We start from the raw sequence: 16540 nt of genomic DNA on the forward strand, positions 1-16540 counted from the left end.
CGTGAGTTTGTAAGCGCGCCTTGTACTGCGCCCTTATGGCTTGGCTAAATTACGAGACCTTGATGCCCCAAGGTCCACTCTGTGTTTTCTTTTCTTTCTCCCTTTTGCGTGGGTTGGTTTGTCGGCACGGCTTGGCAATTACAGGAACGCGACCTCATGGCCTGGTGGTGTTACGCCGGCTGCTGTGTGGCTGGGCTGCTGCTCTGGTGCGCCTGTTTAGGAATCAAGCCTTCTGCCCAAGCGTCTCGGAGGCATTGGCTGGCAGGCGCGCTTTGTGTGGGCGCGTTGGCGTTGGCGTTTGGTCAATCGGGTTGGCGTGCAGCCCACCACCTGCAACAAACACTGGCCCCAGACTTGGAGGGGCGCACGCTGTCGCTGGTGGGGGTGGTGTCCGCCATGCCTCAGCGCCTGGGGGACAGCTGGCGTTTTCGCTTCGATGTGGAAGACGGACCCGTGGGGGTGCCACCGCGGTTGTTGTTGGGTTGGTATGGCAACAACACCTGGGGCATAGCAACCGCAGGCACGACGCAACCACCGCCTGATTTACGTGCCGGTGACCGTTGGCGTTTTGATGTGCGACTCAAAGCACCCCATGGGCACATCAACCCGCATGGCTTTGACTACGAGTTATGGCTGTGGGAACAAAGCCTCCAAGCTACAGGCTATGTGCGCACAGGCAACAAAGACAACGCGCCTGAATGGTTGGGCCGCACGCAGAGACATTGGATTGAGCGTGCGCGACAAGGGGTGGGCGAGTCGATCGATGCCCAGGTCAGTGACCGACAGATGGCAGGCCTTGTTGCTGCGCTGTTGGTGGGCGATCAAGCGGCCATTGAACGGGCCGATTGGGATGTGTTTCGTGCCACAGGCGTGGCGCATTTGATGGCAATTTCTGGCTTGCACATCACGGGCTTGGCATGGATGGCGGCCTTGTTCATGGGGGTGTTGTGGCGGCATAGTGACCGATGGTCACCGCGCCAGCCCTGGAGCTTGTGGTTGCCCGCGCCACAGGCGGCGCAGCTTTTTGGGTGTGCTGTTGCGTTGACTTATGCGCTCTTTACTGGTTGGGGTGTTCCTGCGCAACGCACGGTGTGGATGCTGGTGACGGTGAGCCTGTTGCGCTGGCAGGGGCGTCGTTGGCCGTGGCCGCACACTTGGGGCGTGGTCTGTGTGGTGGTGCTGGCGTTGGACCCTTGGGCCATGATGCAAGCTGGTTTTTGGTTGAGTTTTGTGGCCGTGGGCGTACTGTTTGCCTCTGGCAGTCCAGCGTGGGTTGAGACAGAAACGCTGAGGCAGCGTGTTTGGCAAAGGGTGTTGGGTGTGCTGCGCGAACAATGGTTGATGAGTGTTTGCTTGGCTCCGTTGAGCTTGTTACTGTTTCATCAGGTGTCAGTGGTCGGTTGGTTGGCCAACTTGGTGGCTGTACCTTGGGTGACGTTGGCGGTGACGCCTTTGTGTTTGTTGGGCTTGCTGTATGCCCCGTTGTGGTCGCTGGCGGTTTGGTTTTTGCAAGTCTTGATGGCTTGCCTGAGCTGGATGGCCGCTTGGTCTTGGGCCACCTGGTCTGCTCCTGCGGCACCTGGGTGGGTGGCGATGGCAGCCATGCTGGGCATGGGGCTGTGGGCGCTGCGTTTGCCGGGGTGGATGCGCTTAGGGGGCGTGTCTTTGGTGTTACCCCTGTTGTTTTGGCAAGCCCCTCGCCCTGAGCCAGGTACGTTCGAGTTGATTGCAGCAGACATGGGGCAGGGCCATGCGGTGCTGCTGCGTACAGCGTCACACGCTTTGTTGTACGACACCGGCCCGCGCTATTCGGCTGAAACCGATGCCGGACAGCGTGTGTTGGTGCCACTGTTGCGCAGCTTGGGGGAGCGCTTGGATGCGGTGATCATCAGCCATCAAGACAGCGATCACAGCGGTGGCGCGATGTCTGTGTTGGCCATGCAGCCACAGGCTCGGGTCTGGACGTCTATGCCTGAAAGTCACCCCCTACAAGCCCTTTACCCTATGGAACGCTGCGAGCGTGGCCAGCATTGGCGTTGGGATGACGTGCAGTTTGAAGTTTTGCACCCGGACCCAGAGGACTATGCCCGTCGTGCCAAACCCAACGCCATGAGTTGTGTGTTGCGTGTGCAAAGCGCGAGCGGTTCTTCTGCGTTGTTGGTGGGGGATATTGAAGCGCCGCAGGAGATGCGGTTGATCCAGCAAGCCTCAAGTTTGCAAGCTGACTGGTTGTTGGTGCCACATCACGGCAGTGCCACCTCCTCGACGGCTGAGTTTTTGAGCGTAGTGCAGCCTCAGGTGGCGGTGGTGCAGTCGGGTTACCGTAACCGATTTGGTCATCCACGGCCTGAGGTACTGGCACGTTATGACGCACGAGGGGTACTCGTGGTGCAGAGCGCCCGTTGTGGTGCGTCAACTTGGCACAGTGATGGCCCTATGTTGGTGCGTTGTGAGCGTGAGCAGCAACAACGCTATTGGCACCACCATTTACCATAGTCTCAAATATGGCATTTAATTTGCTAAGGTATGGGCAGGAGTTCCAAGATGCACAAGTTCGATGAAATGTATGCCCAGCTGCCCTACATACCGGAGCAGGTCAGGCCCCACTACAAAAGCTACTTGGACTGGTTAAGCCGGCAAGACCCTCAGGCGATGCGCGGACGCCGTGAGGAAGCCGAGATGATTTTTCGTCGCGTGGGCATCACCTTTGCGGTGTATGGTGACAAAGACGAAGAAGGTGCCGGCACCGAGCGCCTGATTCCGTTTGACCTGATCCCGCGTGTGATTCCGGCCCATGAGTGGCGTGACATGCAAAAGGGGCTGGTGCAACGTGTGACCGCGTTGAACCGCTTCATCTATGACATCTACCACGGGCAAGAGATCCTCAAGGCGGGTGTGATACCGACCGAGCAAATTCTCCACAACGCCCAGTTTCGCCCCGAAATGATGGGGGTGGATGTGCCACACAACGTGTATTCCAGCATCAGTGGTATCGACATCGTGCGAGCCCCTAATGCACAAGGTGAGGGCGAGTACTACGTGCTCGAAGATAACCTGCGGGTGCCCAGTGGGGTGAGCTATATGTTGGAAGACCGCAAGATGATGATGCGGCTGTTTCCCGAGTTGTTCAGTCAGCACCGTGTGGCCCCTGTGGCCCATTACCCCGATTTGTTGCTAGAGACCTTGCGCGCCAGTTGCCCTGCGACCACCGACAACCCCACGGTGGTGGTGTTGACACCGGGCATGTACAACAGCGCTTATTTTGAACATGCGTTTTTGGCGCAGCAAATGGGCGTGGAGTTGGTTGAAGGTCAAGACCTGTTTGTGAAAGACAACTTCGTGTACATGCGCACCACGCGCGGCCCCAAACGGGTGGATGTGATTTACCGGCGCGTGGACGACGACTTTTTGGACCCCAAGGTGTTTCGCTCGACATCGACCTTGGGCTGTGAAGGCTTGATGGATGTGTACCGAGCCGGACATGTGAGCATTTGCAATGCCGTAGGCACAGGCATTGCTGACGACAAGTCGATCTACCCTTATGTGCCGCAAATGATCGAGTTCTACTTGGGCGAGAAACCCATCTTGAACAATGTGCCAACTTTTCAATGCCGTAAGAAAGACGACTTGCAATACACGCTCGATCACTTGAGCGAATTGGTGGTGAAAGAAGTGCACGGCGCAGGCGGGTATGGCATGTTGGTAGGGCCCGCAGCCACCAAGGCTGAGATTGAAGACTTTCGACGCGTTTTGATGGCCAAGCCCGATGGCTACATTTCACAGCCGACCTTGAGCTTGTCGAGCTGCCCGACCTATGTAGAGAGTGGCATTGCGCCGCGTCACATCGATTTACGCCCCTTCGTGCTCAGTGGAAAAACCGTGCAAATGGTGCCTGGCGGTTTGACCCGCGTGGCATTGAAAGAAGGCTCACTGGTGGTGAACTCGTCGCAAGGCGGGGGCACCAAAGACACATGGATTCTTGAGGTTTAACTATGCTGAGCCGCACCGCTGACCACCTGTTTTGGATGTCCCGCTATACCGAGCGGGCCGAAAACACTGCACGTTTGTTGGACGTGAATTACCAAACCTCGCTGTTGCCGCAATCGGCTGCTGTGGCCCAAATGGGTTGGCAGGGATTGCTCTCCATCAGTGAGTTGTTGCCTGCCTACGAGGCTTTGTATGCCGAGATCACACCTGAAAACGTGATGGCTTTCATGGTGAAAAACGAGGACAACCCGTCATCGATTATTTCTTGTCTTAAAGCCGCGCGTGAGAACGCGCGTGCAGTGCGCGGTAGCCTCACCACCGAGGTGTGGGAAACACAAAACCAAACCTGGTTGGAGATGCTGCGCAAAATCAAAGAGGGCGAGTTCGAGCGTGACCCTGGTCAGTTTTTCGAATGGGTGAAATTTCGCTCGCACCTGTCGCGCGGCGTGACGGTGGGCACCATGTTGATGGACGAGGCCTTGCACTTCATGCGTTTGGGCACATTCCTGGAACGCGCTGACAACACGGCACGTTTGGTGGATGTGAAGTTTCACGCGGTCGAGAGCGATTTCTTTGGCGCTGCTAATGCACAAGATCAAGAATACGACTTCTACCACTGGAGTGCGATTTTGCGCAGCGTGTCTGGCTTTGAGATTTACCGCAAGGTCTACCGCGATGTGATTCAACCCGAGCGCGTGGCGGAGTTGCTGGTGTTGCGCCCCGACATGCCACGCTCTTTGCATGCGTGCTTGAACGAGGTGGTGAGTAACTTGGCCATGGTGTCGTCTGACTCAGCCATTGAGAGTCGCCGTCGTTCGGGCAAGTTGTTGGCAGAGTTGCAGTACGGCAAGATTGAAGAGATCTTGGCCAATGGCCTGCATGCTTACTTGACCCAATTTTTGGACCGAGTGAACGACATCGGTGCGAGCATCAGCCGGGAATTTTTGGTACCGACCTGAACACTCGTGCTTAGATGGCGGCACGAAAAAAGGGCGTACGCGTGTGACCGCATACGCCCTTTTTTCTGTGGGAGAGTGGCTTTAGCCGCCGCGACGCATCAGGTCGAAGAAATCGACGTTCGATTTGGTGGCCTTCATGTTTTTCAACATCAACTCCATCGACTCGATCTCGTCCATGTTGTACATGAACTGACGAAGGATGCGGGTCTTTTGCAAGATCTCAGGAGCCAGCAGCAGTTCTTCGCGACGGGTACCGCTGCGGTTAAGTTGAATGGCTGGGAACACGCGCTTTTCGTACAAGCGACGGTCCAGATGGATTTCGCAGTTGCCGGTGCCTTTGAATTCTTCAAAGATCACCTCGTCCATGCGACTGCCGGTGTCGATCAAGGCTGTGGCAATGATGGTGAGTGAGCCACCTTCTTCGACCTTGCGTGCTGCACCAAAGAATCGTTTGGGGCGCTGCAAAGCGTTGGAGTCGACACCGCCTGTCAACACTTTGCCGGATGAGGGCACGACGTTGTTGTAGGCGCGGGCCAGACGGGTGATGGAGTCGAGCAAAATGACCACATCTTTTTTGAGTTCAACCAAACGCTTGGCACGTTCAATCACCATCTCGGCCACGTGCACGTGACGTGCAGCGGGCTCATCGAATGTGGAGGCAATCACCTCGGCTTTGACTGAACGCTGCATTTCGGTCACTTCTTCAGGGCGCTCATCTACCAACAGGACCATCATGTGGCTGTCTGGGTAGTTGGCGGCGATGGCGTGGGCGATGTGCTGCATCATCACGGTTTTGCCGCTCTTGGGCGGAGCAACCAACAACGCGCGTTGACCTTTGCCAATAGGCGCAATGATGTCGATGATGCGACCCGTGATGTTTTCTTCGCCTTTGATCTCTTGTTCGAGCTTCATCTGCTCGCGTGGGAACAGAGGGGTCAAGTTCTCGAACATGACCTTGTGTTTGTTGTTCTCAGGCAAGTCGCCGTTGACTTGGTCAAGCTTGGTCAGTGCAAAGTAGCGCTCGCCGTCTTTAGGAATACGCACTTCACCTTCGATCATGTCGCCAGTGTGCAGGTTGAAGCGACGCACCTGACTCGGGCTGATGTAAATGTCGTCGGTGCTGGCGGTGTAGCTGGTGTCAGGGCTGCGCAAGAAGCCAAAGCCATCGGGCAAGATTTCAAGCACGCCATCGGCAAATACTTGTTCACCTGCGCGGGCGCGTTTTTTGATGATGGCAAACATCAGCTCTTGCTTGCGCATGCGGCCGGTGTTTTCGATTTCGAGTTCTTCGGCTTGTTTCAGCACTTCAGACACGTGCAGTGCCTTGAGTTCGTTCAGATGCATCAGGTGACTCCAAGGGGAGTTCGTTAAATAAATTGGGGGGAGGTCAAAAAGTAGGCGGAAGGTGCCTCACAGACCAGAACTCGAGACCGGGATGGTATCCGTTGACCTCATGGGCGAACGGTTAGTTCAGAATTGATTATGACAGGAAAAAAGCCCGCGATTTTTGCAATCAGCGGGCTTATATGGCAGATTTGAAAATCAGGCCGTGGATTCAGGCCAATTGTTGATCGATAAAGGCCGTCAGTTGTGCTTTGCTCATGGCCCCGACTTTGGTCGCTGCCAGTTGGCCGCCTTTGAACAACATCAGTGTGGGAATGCCACGGATGCCAAATTTAGCTGGGATGTCACGGTTTTCATCGACGTTCATCTTGGCGATTTGGAGTTTGCCAGCGTAGGCAGTAGAGACTTCGTCCAAGATGGGGGCGATCATTTTGCAAGGACCGCACCATTCTGCCCAGTAGTCGACGAGCACAGGCTTGTCCGCTTGCAAGACATCGGCTTCAAAGGTGATGTCGGTGATGTGTTTGATCAGATCGCTAGCCATTGTGATTCCCTCTCTAAGTTGGCGATAACGCTACAGTTGGGGCATTGTGGCAGAAAGCAAGTAACCTCATGAAAACTTTGAACATTGATGTGATCTCTGATGTGGTGTGTCCCTGGTGTTTTGTGGGCAAGCGTCGCTTGGAGGGGGCGCTGGCATTGTGGGCCGCCGAATATCCGGATGTGCTACCTCAGGTGCGCTGGCACACGTTTCAGCTCAACCCCGAGATGAGCCCACAAGGCATTGACCGAGAGACCTATGTGCGCACTAAGTTTGGTGACCGTGCCGACTCTGTGTATGACCGTGTGACAGGTGTCGGCCATGAGGTAGGCATTGCGTTTGAGTTTGACCGCATTGCGCGTCAACCCAATACCATCGTGCCGCACAGTTTGATTGCCGCGGCTGAACCGGGCCCCGAACAAGAACGCATGGTGGAGGCTTTGTTTCAGAGTTACTTTATCGATGGGCGTGACTTGACTAATCCCGATGAGTTGCAGGCTATTGCCAATGCAGCAGGCTTAGACCCCGAGCTGGCCTATCAAGCGATTCATGATTCGGCGGTTCATGCACAAACGGCTGCGTGCGACAAAGAGGCGCGTGACATGGGGGTGAGTGGTGTGCCATTTTTCATCTTCAATGGCCGTGTAGGTGTGTCGGGGGCGCATGAGAGCCAAAGCTTATTACAAGCCATGCGCGAATCCCTGCAAGAGAAAGACTGATCTTAGGCAGACCGATAGGGCGAACGCTCGGCCAAGTGCTCCATGTAACCGTCGACACCTGCTGTTTCGCGCTCCAAGAACCTTGCCACGGCATCAGAGAACGCAGGGTGCGCCAACCAATGGGCGCTGTAAGTCGTGACAGGCATGAGCGCGCGTGCCATTTTGTGTTCGCCTTGGGCACCGCCTTCAAAGCGACCCACACCGTGGTCGATACACCAATTGAGTGGCTGGTAATAACAGGCTTCAAAGTGCAAGCAGTCCACACGCTCGAGTGCGCCCCAGTAGCGCCCATAAGCCACTGCTTCGGGAGTACCCAAACCTTGCAGCGCGATCAAGCTGCTGGCAATGGGGCGTTGCTCACGCTCAGCGATAAAGAGCAGCCAGTTGTCGGGCATGTCGCGCTGCATGCTGGCAAAGAACTCACGGCTGAGGTAGGGGGCATTGCCATGTTCGAGGTACGTGCGTTCATAACACTGGTAGAAAAAATCCCAGTCCTGAGTTTGAATGTCCGCGCCTTGTAGGCTGCGAAATGTGACGCCTGCGTCTGCGACGCGACGACGTTCTTGCTTGATCTTTTTGCGTTTTTCTTGGTTGAGACTGGTTAAGAACGCATCAAAGTTTGCAAAGCCTAGGTTGTGCCAATGAAACTGCACGGTCTGGCGTTGCAGCAAGCCCTGTGACCCACATGCAGTGCGGTCAGCGGGGCTTGTGAAGAGTAAATGTAAAGATGACAGATGTTGGCTTTGGCAGAGCGCCACACACGCTTTCAGCAAGGCGAGTCGGGCAAGTGCATCGCTGGCTAACAGGCGTGACCCAGGAACTGGCGTGAAGGGCACTGCGGCCAGGGCTTTGGGGTAGTAGTTCAGTCCGTGATCGGCATAAGCTTTGGCCCATGCCCAGTCGAAGACGTATTCGCCGTAAGAGTGGTCTTTGAGGTAGAGGGCGCAGCCAGCGACCAAGTTGCCATCCAACCACAGGGTGATGAATTGCGGGTGCCAGCCCGTGTCTGGTGTGGCGCTACCACTGGTGTGCAGTGCCGCCAAGTAGGCGTGTTGCATGAAGGGCGAGGGCGTGTCTTGTTGCGCACAGAGCGCATCCCAGTCTTGCTGTGCGATCTCTAGCGGGTTATCAAACACGCGAATGACATAATCACTGCGCTGTTTTGCTCTGTTTTCTGTGGACTGTGTGCCTATTTCCATGAACCTCAAACTCTGTGTCGCTCAGTTAAATTTTGTCGTTGGTGACATGGCTGGGAATGCGCGAAAAATCATTGCCTGTGCTCAAGATGCCTACGCCCAGGGTGTGCGTTTGGTGCTGACCCCAGAACTCTCTCTGTGTGGCTATGCGGCAGAAGATTTGTTTTTGCGTCCTTCGTTCATTGCTGCATGTGATGATGCCTTGAAAACGGTGTCCCAGGCATTGGCCGGGTTAAAGGGCTTGCATGTGGTGGTAGGGCATCCGCATGGCGACGACCAACGTACCCGCTCGGTGTCAGTGCAGCGGCGTTTGAATATGGCAAGCGTGGTGTGCGAGGGACACGTGGTGGCGCGTTATGCCAAACGTGAACTACCCAATTACCAAGTGTTTGATGAACGGCGTTACTTCACACCGGGCAAAGAGGTTTGTGTGTTTGAGGTGGAGGGTGTTAGCGTTGGACTGCTGATTTGCGAAGACGCTTGGTTTGAGGCACCTGCCCTAGACGCCAAGGCTGCCGGGGCAGAGTTGTTGGCGGTGATCAATGCTTCACCTTTCCATGTGGGCAAAGGCGATGAACGTGAGCAGGCCATGCGTGTGCGTGTGCAAGCCACAGGTTTGCCTTTGGTGTATGCCCATTTGGTGGGTGGCCAAGATGAGGTGGTGTTCGAGGGACGCTCGTTCGCCTTGAATGCCGATGGGGGCGTAGCGGCACGTGGCAAAAGTTTTAACGAAGAGCATATGGTGTTGACGGCATCAGCCGGTGAGCCTTTGCGTCTTGATGGCCCGGTTGCCGCAGAAGGTTCGTTCGAGTCTGACTTGTGGCACGCCCTGGTTTTGGGGGTGCGCGACTATGTGGGCAAGAACGGTTTTCCGGGAGCGTTGTTGGGCCTCTCAGGCGGTATCGATTCGGCTTTGGTGTTGGCGATTGCAGTTGACGCCCTCGGGGCCGACAAAGTACGCGCTGTGATGATGCCGTCTCCTTATACCGCCGAGATCAGCTGGGTGGACGCGCGCGATATGGCGCATCGCTTGGGGGTGCGATACGACGAGCTGTCGATCGTGCCGGAGTTTGAAGCATTTTTGAGTTCACTCCAAGCCGACTTTAAAGGCACAAGCCTTGATGCGACGGAAGAAAATATCCAAGCACGTATTCGCGGTACCTTGTTGATGGCGTTGTCCAATAAATTTGGTTCTATCGTGTTGACCACGGGCAATAAGAGTGAGATGGCCACGGGTTATTGCACGCTGTACGGTGATATGGCGGGTGGTTTTGCCGTCATCAAAGATGTGGCCAAAACTTTGGTGTTTAAGCTCGCTCGGTGGCGCAATGCAAACGATCCATACGGAACAGGCGTTCAACCTATTCCTGAGCGCATCATCACACGTCCACCGAGTGCCGAGCTACGCCCCGACCAAAAAGACCAGGACAGCCTGCCGCCCTACGAGGTGTTGGACGAGATCGTCTCGCGGTTTATGGAAAACGACCAAAGCTCAGCCGACATTGTGGCCGCAGGTTTTGCTGCCTCCGATGTGGACAAGGTGACACGCTTGATCCGCCTGAACGAATACAAACGTCGTCAATCGCCAGTCGGCATTCGCGTGACGCACCGCAGTTTCGGTAAAGATTGGCGTTATCCTATTACCAATAAGTTTCGCGCCTGAGCGCACGCTGTTTCTCGAATCTCCAAGGACTGACCATGAAGCAAATTACTGCCGTTATCAAACCATTCAAACTTGAAGAAGTCCGCGAAGCTTTGGCCGAGTGTGGCGTGACAGGTTTGACGGTGACCGAAGTCAAAGGCTTCGGGCGTCAAAAAGGACATACCGAGTTGTACCGCGGCGCGGAGTATGTGGTGGACTTTTTACCCAAGGTCAAGGTTGAGGTGGTGGTGAAGTCCACCGATGTTGATCTGTGTGTGGATGCGATCGTGCGTGCTGCGCGCACCGGCAAGATTGGCGACGGCAAGATCTTCATCACTTCGGTTGAACGCGTGGTGCGTATTCGCACGGGCGAACTCGACGAAACCGCGATTTAATTCAAAGCGCTGCGAGTTTGGCTTCGGGGGCGAAGCCAGCAGCTTGCACCAGCTCGCGCAGTAGTTCGCTTGCCACCGTACCGGTACGAATCAAATCCATTTGCCAATCACTCAAAAAGCCTTGTGTGACGCTGTTGCTGGCGAATTGCAATAAGCCGTCGTAATAGCCTTCGGTGTTGAGCAATCCAACGGGCTTGTCGTGGTAGCCCAACTGCCGCCAAGTCCAGACTTCAAAGAATTCTTCGAAAGTGCCAATCCCACCGGGTAAGGCTAAGAAGACATCAGCACGTTCAGCCATCATGTGTTTGCGTTCATGCATGGTGTCGACCACATGAAGTTCTGTGCAGGCCGTGCGTGTGTTCTCTTTGCTTTGTAGTGCTTTGGGAATGATGCCGACTACCCGCCCGCCGGCATCTGCGGTTGCTTGTGCTACCAAACCCATCAAGCCATTGTTCCCCCCGCCATACACCAACTGGCCTTGATGACGCCCAATCCAGTGACCAACTTCCTTGGCTACCTGTGCGTAAGCCGGTACCACGCCAGCGCGTGAACCACAGTAAACACAGACGGAAAAAGCAGGGGAGGATGTCATTTGAAAAAGTGTGTGTAGAGGGCTGCAGCCCAAACGCCGCTGCACAGTAACAAGCTGAGCAAGACGGCGGCGCTGCCCATGTCTTTGGCACGTTTTGAGAGTTCATGCCATTCGGGCCCCATGCGATCAATGGCCGACTCAATGCCTGTATTGAGCAATTCCACCACCATGACCAAGATCACGGTGCCAACGAGCAGCGTTGTTTCTACCCATGACTGCCCCAGCCAAAAAGCCAAAGGAATTAAGAGGAAGGATGCCAAGGCTTCTTGCTGAAAGGCTTTCTCATGCCAAGCTGCACGTAAGCCGCTGAGCGAGTAGCCCAAAGCGTGCCAGACACGATTCAGTCCGGTTCTATTTTTCTGCGGATTACTTTCTTCCATGGGCGAGACTTTAACGGCTCGCGGGGGGCTCGTTGACCAAACGTGTGCCTGCCCAGATGTCATGCCAAAACTGGCCTTGTGCTTGAAAGCGGCTGGTCAATGCCCACACCATGATCCAGCCGACGCAAATGACCAAAGTTTCTGAACCTGTGAGCTCATAAGGAGCAACGACTGCCAACGGTGGCAAGAACCAGATCCAGCTCAGCACATAACGGCATAAGGCGCGTGTTTGCGTGACAGGATTTCCTGATGCACTGATCAGGCGGATGTGCCAGGTTTTCATCGCCAAGGTTTGGCCTTTGTGTCCAAACCACGTGAAGTAGATTGCAAAGATCAAAAACAAGAATGCCTGCAATCCATGGCGGTTGTCCAAGGCATGCCGTGTCTGGCTCAAGGTGCTGAATAAATAACCCGAAATGAAAACGACACCAAACAGCAACAAACCTTCGTAAAGCCAACAGGCCATGCGTCGTAAAAGACGAGGGGCTTGCATCGACCCACGGTCGATGAACTCGGTTGACTCGCTCATTGCGCGGTGACCGAACTGTCGGGTGGGTTATTTGAGGGCGTGCTTGATGTTGCCGCTGCAGTACTTGGCAGTGGAGGCAGCAGCGTTGTGGGGGCTGCTTGTTGGGTGTCGATGCGGGGCAGGGGCTTGGTGCTTGAGCCCGTGGTGGGAGGCGCTGCCAGTTTGTTTGCAGAAATAGGTCTGACGGCTGGTGCCGCACCCAATGTGGCGTTGGGTTGTTGGGTTGCCAGTTTTTGTTTGGCTTCCGGGCTCAAGGCTTGGTAGGCCTCCCACTTGGTGCGCTTTTCGTCTTGTGGTAACTGTTTGACGTCTGCGAAATTCAAGCGTGCCAGGGTGCGTTGCTGGGGGCTGAGTGCGGCCCACTCGCGCATGCGTCCTTGGACGATGGATTTTTCATCGCTGGAGAGTTGCGCGAAATTTTGAGAGATCGCCAGCCACTTGCGTTTATGCGGCTCGGTCATGGTGGGCCACAGTTGCGCCAGTGGTGTCAACGCTTGTTGTTGTGCCGCTGTCAAATCGTGCCAAAGAGGCCGTGCACTGGCATTCGAGGTTGCTGTTTGCGTGTTGGTTGTCTGTGCCTGGACAGTCCAATGACCGTACGTCACCACAAACATCGCCAGTAACTGTGCGGTTAGTAAGAGCGTGGTTTTGGTGATGAAACGCATGCGATACGGCTCGTAGGTGACGTTATTCTTGCCGCTCGGTCGTGAGCGGCGTCTTTAAGAACTGAAGAAAGCCCGGATCGGCATAGGCCGTGGGAGGCAGATCGTCACTGAGCATGGCAGAGTCAACCTCAGCCAACTCACTCGCGCGGTTGTCGTCCAAAATATTTTGAATCAGCGCCAAACCTGCAATCAAGGCGATCAGTGGCAGCAAAGCAGCCAGGCGACTCCATAAATTGAGTCCTTCATCGCCAAAATGGAGCATGCCAACGCCGCCTTGAACGGTCACTTGCTGGCTGGTTTGTAGACGACTTTGCGTGGTCAAACGAGCAGCCACTGCACGGGTTCTGGCCGCTCGCAGTCGTTCTGTGATGTCATGGGGCAGATCCATGCTCGCCGCATCCAGTCGAGCGGCGACGGCAAACCCAAATTGGTCTTGTGAATGAGGGGTTGTTGTAGATGTGGTCATGGTCGTAGCCCTTTGGCGGTGAGTGCTTTGCTGAGGGATTGGATAGCACGAGAACAGTGCGTTTTCACACTGCCCTCTGAACAACCCATGGCAGTAGCCGTCTCAGAAACGTCTAAGTCCTCCCAGTAACGCAGTAGGAAGGCTTCCCGTTGACGTGCTGGGAGATTTTGTATTTCTTCTTCTATTTCTCGCACATTGGCCGTGCTGGCGAAATTGTCTTCGGCGCTTTGAGTCAATTGCGAGTCGTTTTCGGTACTCAAAGACTCCAATAAATCGAAATCACCGTCTTCTTTACCTGAGTCAAAGTCGCTAAAGTTGCTAAACAGCGCACGGCGGGTTTTGTTACGTCGAAACCAATCCAACGTGGTGTTGGAGAGAATGCGCTGAAACAACATGGGGAGTTCACTGGCTGGCTTGTCGCCGTAGTGCTCAGCCAGTTTCATCATGCTGTCTTGAACGATGTCCAGTGCGGCCTCATCGTCCCGCACGTGGTAAACCGACCTCTTGAAGGCCCGTTTTTCAACACTTTGCAGAAAGTCTGAGAGTTCTTTTTCTGAAGCCACTAGCGCGCAGGATGAATGAATGAGCCGCGATTATGGCATTCACGTGCGGATAATTGACCCATGCTGTTCGGCTTGGCCCTTGCTTGATGCCATAATCGAAGGTTGCAATTCGACAAAAATAAGGCAAACGGGTCTCAGTTCGGCGCGAACACTCATAGGCGCTCATGGCTGATGGTCCAAAGTTTCGACGCTACCCCACAAGGGTGGGCGAAGAAGCACCCCGGGTTTTTCGTTGACGAAATTCACTAAGGTTGATCATGGAAATCAAAAACGCGCAAGCAAATTTTCCCGCTATTGCAGACGGGAAATCTCACGAATTGATGGGTGCCGAAATCCTTGTGAAGGCACTTCAAGCTGAAAACGTTCAGTACATCTGGGGTTACCCAGGTGGGTCAGTTCTCTATATTTACGACGCCTTGTACAAACAAGACACCATGCAGCACGTGTTGGTGCGGCATGAGCAGGCCGCCGTGCATGCCGCGGATGGCTACGCGCGTGCAACCGGGGAGGTCGGTGTTGCACTGGTAACGTCTGGACCCGGTGTGACCAATGCTGTGACAGGTATTGCAACAGCCTACATGGACAGCATCCCCATGGTGATCATCACCGGTCAAGTGCCCACCGCGGCGATTGGCTTGGATGCCTTCCAAGAGTGCGATACCGTGGGCATCACACGCCCAATCGTGAAACACAACTTTCTTGTCAAAGATGTTCGCGATTTGGCCGTTACCCTGAAAAAGGCCTTCCACATTGCACGCAGCGGCCGACCAGGCCCCGTGGTGGTGGATATTCCTAAGGATGTCTCGTTCAAGAAAACGACGTATGAAGGGTATCCGGCGGATGTGCAAATGCGCTCCTATAACCCTGTGCGTAAAGGCCATGGCGGGCAAATCCGCAAGGCCTTGCAATTGTTGATGGCCGCCAAGCGGCCCTACATCTACACCGGTGGTGGCGTGTTGCTGAGCAATGCTTCGGCAGAGTTGCGCAGCTTGGTCGATATGTTGGGTTACCCATGTACCAATACATTGATGGGTTTGGGGGCTTATCCGGCCAGTGATCCCAAGTTCCTGGGTATGTTGGGAATGCACGGCACCATCGAGGCCAACAATGCCATGCAGCATTGCGATGTCTTGTTGGCTGTTGGCGCACGTTTTGATGACCGTGTGATTGGCAATCCAAAGCACTTTGCTCAAAACGAGCGAAAGATTATCCATATCGACATTGATCCATCCAGCATTTCCAAACGTGTCAAAGTCGACATTCCTATTGTTGGGGATGTCAAAGACGTGTTGACCGAGATGATTGAGATGGTCAAAGAGTCGGGTCTCAAACCCGATGGGAATGCGTTGGGCGCATGGTGGGAAACCATTGATGGTTGGCGCAAACGTGATTGTTTGAAGTACGACCGCACCAACACCAGTGTCATCAAACCCCAGTACGTGATTGAAACCTTGCATCGCATGACCAAGGGAACAGACACCTACATTACCTCCGATGTTGGGCAACATCAAATGTGGGCTGCGCAATATTATGGGTTTGATGAGCCACGTCGTTGGATCAACTCAGGTGGGTTGGGCACGATGGGTGTGGGCATTCCATACGCGATGGGTATCAAGCTTGCCAAGCCCGATAGCGAGGTGTTTTGTGTCACGGGTGAAGGTTCGGTGCAGATGTGCATTCAGGAGTTATCGACCTGCCTGCAATACAACACCCCGATCAAGATCATGGCGCTAAACAACCGCTATTTGGGGATGGTGCGTCAGTGGCAAGAAATTGAATACTCTGGTCGCTACAGCAGCAGCTACATGGACGCCTTGCCTGATTTTGTCAAGCTGGCAGAGGCTTATGGCCATGTGGGAATGCTGATAGAGCGCCCCGAAGATGTTGAACCAGCTTTGCGCGAAGCGCGCAAACTCAAGGATCGCACGGTGTTCATGGACTTCAGAACAGACCCCACTGAAAACGTGTTTCCAATGGTTCAAGCTGGCAAAGGCATTACCGAAATGCTGCTTGGCAGCGAAGACCTGTGATCAGGGAGAAAAAGACATGAAACACATCATTTCCCTGATGCTCGAAAACGAACCCGGTGCTTTGTCGCGCGTGGTCGGTTTGTTCTCGGCACGTGGCTACAACATTGAATCCCTGACCGTGGCACCCACGGAAGACGCCAGCCTGTCTCGCATGACCATCCAGACCCATGGTTCAGACGATGTGATCGAGCAAATCACCAAGCACTTGAACCGCCTGATTGAAGTGGTCAAGGTCGTAGACCTGACCGAAGGTGCTTATACCGAGCGAGAGCTGATGTTGGTCAAAGTGCGTGCGGTAGGCAAAGAGCGCGAAGAAATGAAGCGCATGGCTGACATCTTTCGCGGTCGCATCATTGATGTGACGGAGAAGAGCTACACCATTGAGTTGACGGGTGATCAATCCAAGAACGATGCATTCTTGGAAGGCATTGACCGCAGTGCAATTCTTGAAACTGTTCGTACAGGTGCGTGCGGCATTGGCCGCGGTGAACGCATTTTGCGTGTTTGATTTCTAACCATTCCAAAAATTTTT

The 16540-nt window shown here is 54.7% G+C and carries 17 protein-coding genes; 8 read left to right on the forward strand and 9 right to left on the reverse strand.

The genetic code is table 11. The features are described from left to right. Positions 1 to 156 precede the first annotated feature (156 nt). Genes B9Z41_RS02520 through B9Z41_RS02530 form a run of 3 tightly spaced genes read left to right on the forward strand, consistent with a single transcriptional unit; the run spans position 157 to position 4946 of the window. Positions 157 to 2496 carry a DNA internalization-related competence protein ComEC/Rec2 gene (locus B9Z41_RS02520; RefSeq protein WP_100145110.1) on the forward strand — a complete coding sequence of 780 codons (2340 nt, stop codon included), beginning with the start codon at positions 157 to 159 and terminating at the stop codon, positions 2494 to 2496. A 48-nt stretch (positions 2497 to 2544) separates the two neighbouring features. Further along, positions 2545 to 3990, forward strand: coding sequence for a circularly permuted type 2 ATP-grasp protein (locus B9Z41_RS02525; RefSeq protein ID WP_100144645.1), 1446 nt, complete (start codon positions 2545 to 2547; stop codon positions 3988 to 3990). A gap of 2 nt (positions 3991 to 3992) precedes the next feature. Further along, positions 3993 to 4946: an alpha-E domain-containing protein gene (locus tag B9Z41_RS02530; protein WP_100144647.1), complete on the forward strand. Its 954-nt coding sequence runs from the start codon at positions 3993 to 3995 to the stop codon at positions 4944 to 4946. 81 nt (positions 4947 to 5027) lie between these two features. On the opposite strand, the gene rho is transcribed toward B9Z41_RS02530, so the two are convergent. Further along, complete coding sequence (rho, locus tag B9Z41_RS02535; RefSeq protein ID WP_100144649.1) at positions 5028 to 6290, reverse strand: transcription termination factor Rho; 1263 nt, start codon at positions 6288 to 6290, stop codon at positions 5028 to 5030. A 211-nt stretch (positions 6291 to 6501) separates the two neighbouring features. Then, positions 6502 to 6834 carry a thioredoxin TrxA gene (gene trxA, locus B9Z41_RS02540; RefSeq protein WP_100144652.1) on the reverse strand — a complete coding sequence of 111 codons (333 nt, stop codon included), beginning with the start codon at positions 6832 to 6834 and terminating at the stop codon, positions 6502 to 6504. A 68-nt stretch (positions 6835 to 6902) separates the two neighbouring features. On the opposite strand from trxA, the gene B9Z41_RS02545 reads away from it, so the two are divergent. Then, entirely contained in the window at positions 6903 to 7550 is a 648-nt protein-coding gene (locus B9Z41_RS02545; RefSeq protein ID WP_100144654.1) for a DsbA family protein, read from the forward strand. A gap of 2 nt (positions 7551 to 7552) precedes the next feature. Here the strand turns inward: B9Z41_RS02545 and B9Z41_RS02550 are convergent, their stop codons facing one another. Continuing rightward, entirely contained in the window at positions 7553 to 8749 is a 1197-nt protein-coding gene (locus B9Z41_RS02550; RefSeq protein ID WP_100144656.1) for a GNAT family N-acetyltransferase, read from the reverse strand. Here B9Z41_RS02550 and B9Z41_RS02555 point away from each other — a divergent pair. Together B9Z41_RS02555 and B9Z41_RS02560 are read left to right on the forward strand one after the other, a co-directional pair. Then, the gene (locus tag B9Z41_RS02555; protein WP_100144658.1) at positions 8748 to 10409 is read left to right on the forward strand and encodes an NAD+ synthase; all 1662 of its coding nucleotides are present in this window, start codon (positions 8748 to 8750) and stop codon (positions 10407 to 10409) included. The two genes, B9Z41_RS02550 and B9Z41_RS02555, sit on opposite strands and share 2 nt — an antisense overlap. Positions 10410 to 10444: 35 nt before the next feature. Beyond that, the gene (locus B9Z41_RS02560; protein WP_100144660.1) at positions 10445 to 10783 is read left to right on the forward strand and encodes a P-II family nitrogen regulator; all 339 of its coding nucleotides are present in this window, start codon (positions 10445 to 10447) and stop codon (positions 10781 to 10783) included. Position 10784: 1 nt separating this feature from the next. On the opposite strand, the gene B9Z41_RS02565 is transcribed toward B9Z41_RS02560, so the two are convergent. The 6 genes from B9Z41_RS02565 to B9Z41_RS02590 are packed head-to-tail and all read right to left on the reverse strand — an operon-like array spanning position 10785 to position 13978. Further along, complete coding sequence (locus B9Z41_RS02565; protein WP_100144662.1) at positions 10785 to 11375, reverse strand: TIGR00730 family Rossman fold protein; 591 nt, start codon at positions 11373 to 11375, stop codon at positions 10785 to 10787. Beyond that, entirely contained in the window at positions 11372 to 11755 is a 384-nt protein-coding gene (locus B9Z41_RS02570; protein ID WP_100144664.1) for a diacylglycerol kinase, read from the reverse strand. Before B9Z41_RS02570 ends, B9Z41_RS02565 begins: the two co-directional genes overlap by 4 nt. A 10-nt stretch (positions 11756 to 11765) precedes the next feature. Then, positions 11766 to 12284: an RDD family protein gene (locus B9Z41_RS02575; protein WP_233202471.1), complete on the reverse strand. Its 519-nt coding sequence runs from the start codon at positions 12282 to 12284 to the stop codon at positions 11766 to 11768. Continuing rightward, a complete protein-coding gene (locus B9Z41_RS02580) occupies positions 12281 to 12949 on the reverse strand; it encodes a DUF3106 domain-containing protein (RefSeq protein ID WP_100144668.1) in 669 nt (222 codons plus the stop codon). The genes B9Z41_RS02575 and B9Z41_RS02580 overlap by 4 nt, the downstream gene beginning before the upstream one ends. Before the next feature lie 22 nt (positions 12950 to 12971). Further along, positions 12972 to 13415, reverse strand: a complete 444-nt coding sequence (locus tag B9Z41_RS02585; protein ID WP_100144670.1) for a DUF3619 family protein — start codon at positions 13413 to 13415, stop codon at positions 12972 to 12974. After that, complete coding sequence (locus tag B9Z41_RS02590) at positions 13412 to 13978, reverse strand: RNA polymerase sigma factor (protein WP_100144672.1); 567 nt, start codon at positions 13976 to 13978, stop codon at positions 13412 to 13414. The genes B9Z41_RS02585 and B9Z41_RS02590 overlap by 4 nt, the downstream gene beginning before the upstream one ends. A 257-nt stretch (positions 13979 to 14235) precedes the next feature. Here B9Z41_RS02590 and B9Z41_RS02595 point away from each other — a divergent pair, with 257 nt between their 5' ends. Both B9Z41_RS02595 and ilvN read left to right on the forward strand, forming a co-directional pair. After that, positions 14236 to 16008, forward strand: a complete 1773-nt coding sequence (locus B9Z41_RS02595) for an acetolactate synthase 3 catalytic subunit (protein WP_100145112.1) — start codon at positions 14236 to 14238, stop codon at positions 16006 to 16008. A 16-nt stretch (positions 16009 to 16024) separates the two neighbouring features. Then, a complete protein-coding gene (gene ilvN, locus B9Z41_RS02600; RefSeq protein WP_100144674.1) occupies positions 16025 to 16516 on the forward strand; it encodes an acetolactate synthase small subunit in 492 nt (163 codons plus the stop codon). The last annotated feature ends 24 nt before the right edge of the window (positions 16517 to 16540 follow it).

It is taken from the genome of Limnohabitans sp. JirII-31, assembly GCF_002778315.1.
In the GTDB taxonomy this organism is placed as follows: Bacteria; Pseudomonadota; Gammaproteobacteria; order Burkholderiales; family Burkholderiaceae_C; genus Limnohabitans.

Bases quoted from the DNA above. Each gene is read 5' to 3' on its own strand.
- B9Z41_RS02585 (WP_100144670.1), bottom strand. From the start codon at position 13,415: ATGACCACATCTACAACAACCCCTCATTCACAAGACCAATTTGGGTTT.
- B9Z41_RS02580 (WP_100144668.1), bottom strand. From the start codon at position 12,949: ATGCGTTTCATCACCAAAACCACGCTCTTACTAACCGCACAGTTACTG.
- ilvN (WP_100144674.1), top strand. From the start codon at position 16,025: ATGAAACACATCATTTCCCTGATGCTCGAAAACGAACCCGGTGCTTTG.
- B9Z41_RS02575 (WP_233202471.1), bottom strand. From the start codon at position 12,284: ATGAGCGAGTCAACCGAGTTCATCGACCGTGGGTCGATGCAAGCCCCT.
- rho (WP_100144649.1), bottom strand. From the start codon at position 6,290: ATGCATCTGAACGAACTCAAGGCACTGCACGTGTCTGAAGTGCTGAAA.
- B9Z41_RS02550 (WP_100144656.1), bottom strand. From the start codon at position 8,749: ATGGAAATAGGCACACAGTCCACAGAAAACAGAGCAAAACAGCGCAGT.
- B9Z41_RS02530 (WP_100144647.1), top strand. From the start codon at position 3,993: ATGCTGAGCCGCACCGCTGACCACCTGTTTTGGATGTCCCGCTATACC.
- B9Z41_RS02595 (WP_100145112.1), top strand. From the start codon at position 14,236: ATGGAAATCAAAAACGCGCAAGCAAATTTTCCCGCTATTGCAGACGGG.
- B9Z41_RS02560 (WP_100144660.1), top strand. From the start codon at position 10,445: ATGAAGCAAATTACTGCCGTTATCAAACCATTCAAACTTGAAGAAGTC.
- B9Z41_RS02525 (WP_100144645.1), top strand. From the start codon at position 2,545: ATGCACAAGTTCGATGAAATGTATGCCCAGCTGCCCTACATACCGGAG.
- B9Z41_RS02555 (WP_100144658.1), top strand. From the start codon at position 8,748: ATGAACCTCAAACTCTGTGTCGCTCAGTTAAATTTTGTCGTTGGTGAC.
- trxA (WP_100144652.1), bottom strand. From the start codon at position 6,834: ATGGCTAGCGATCTGATCAAACACATCACCGACATCACCTTTGAAGCC.
- B9Z41_RS02570 (WP_100144664.1), bottom strand. From the start codon at position 11,755: ATGGAAGAAAGTAATCCGCAGAAAAATAGAACCGGACTGAATCGTGTC.
- B9Z41_RS02520 (WP_100145110.1), top strand. From the start codon at position 157: ATGGCCTGGTGGTGTTACGCCGGCTGCTGTGTGGCTGGGCTGCTGCTC.
- B9Z41_RS02565 (WP_100144662.1), bottom strand. From the start codon at position 11,375: ATGACATCCTCCCCTGCTTTTTCCGTCTGTGTTTACTGTGGTTCACGC.
- B9Z41_RS02545 (WP_100144654.1), top strand. From the start codon at position 6,903: ATGAAAACTTTGAACATTGATGTGATCTCTGATGTGGTGTGTCCCTGG.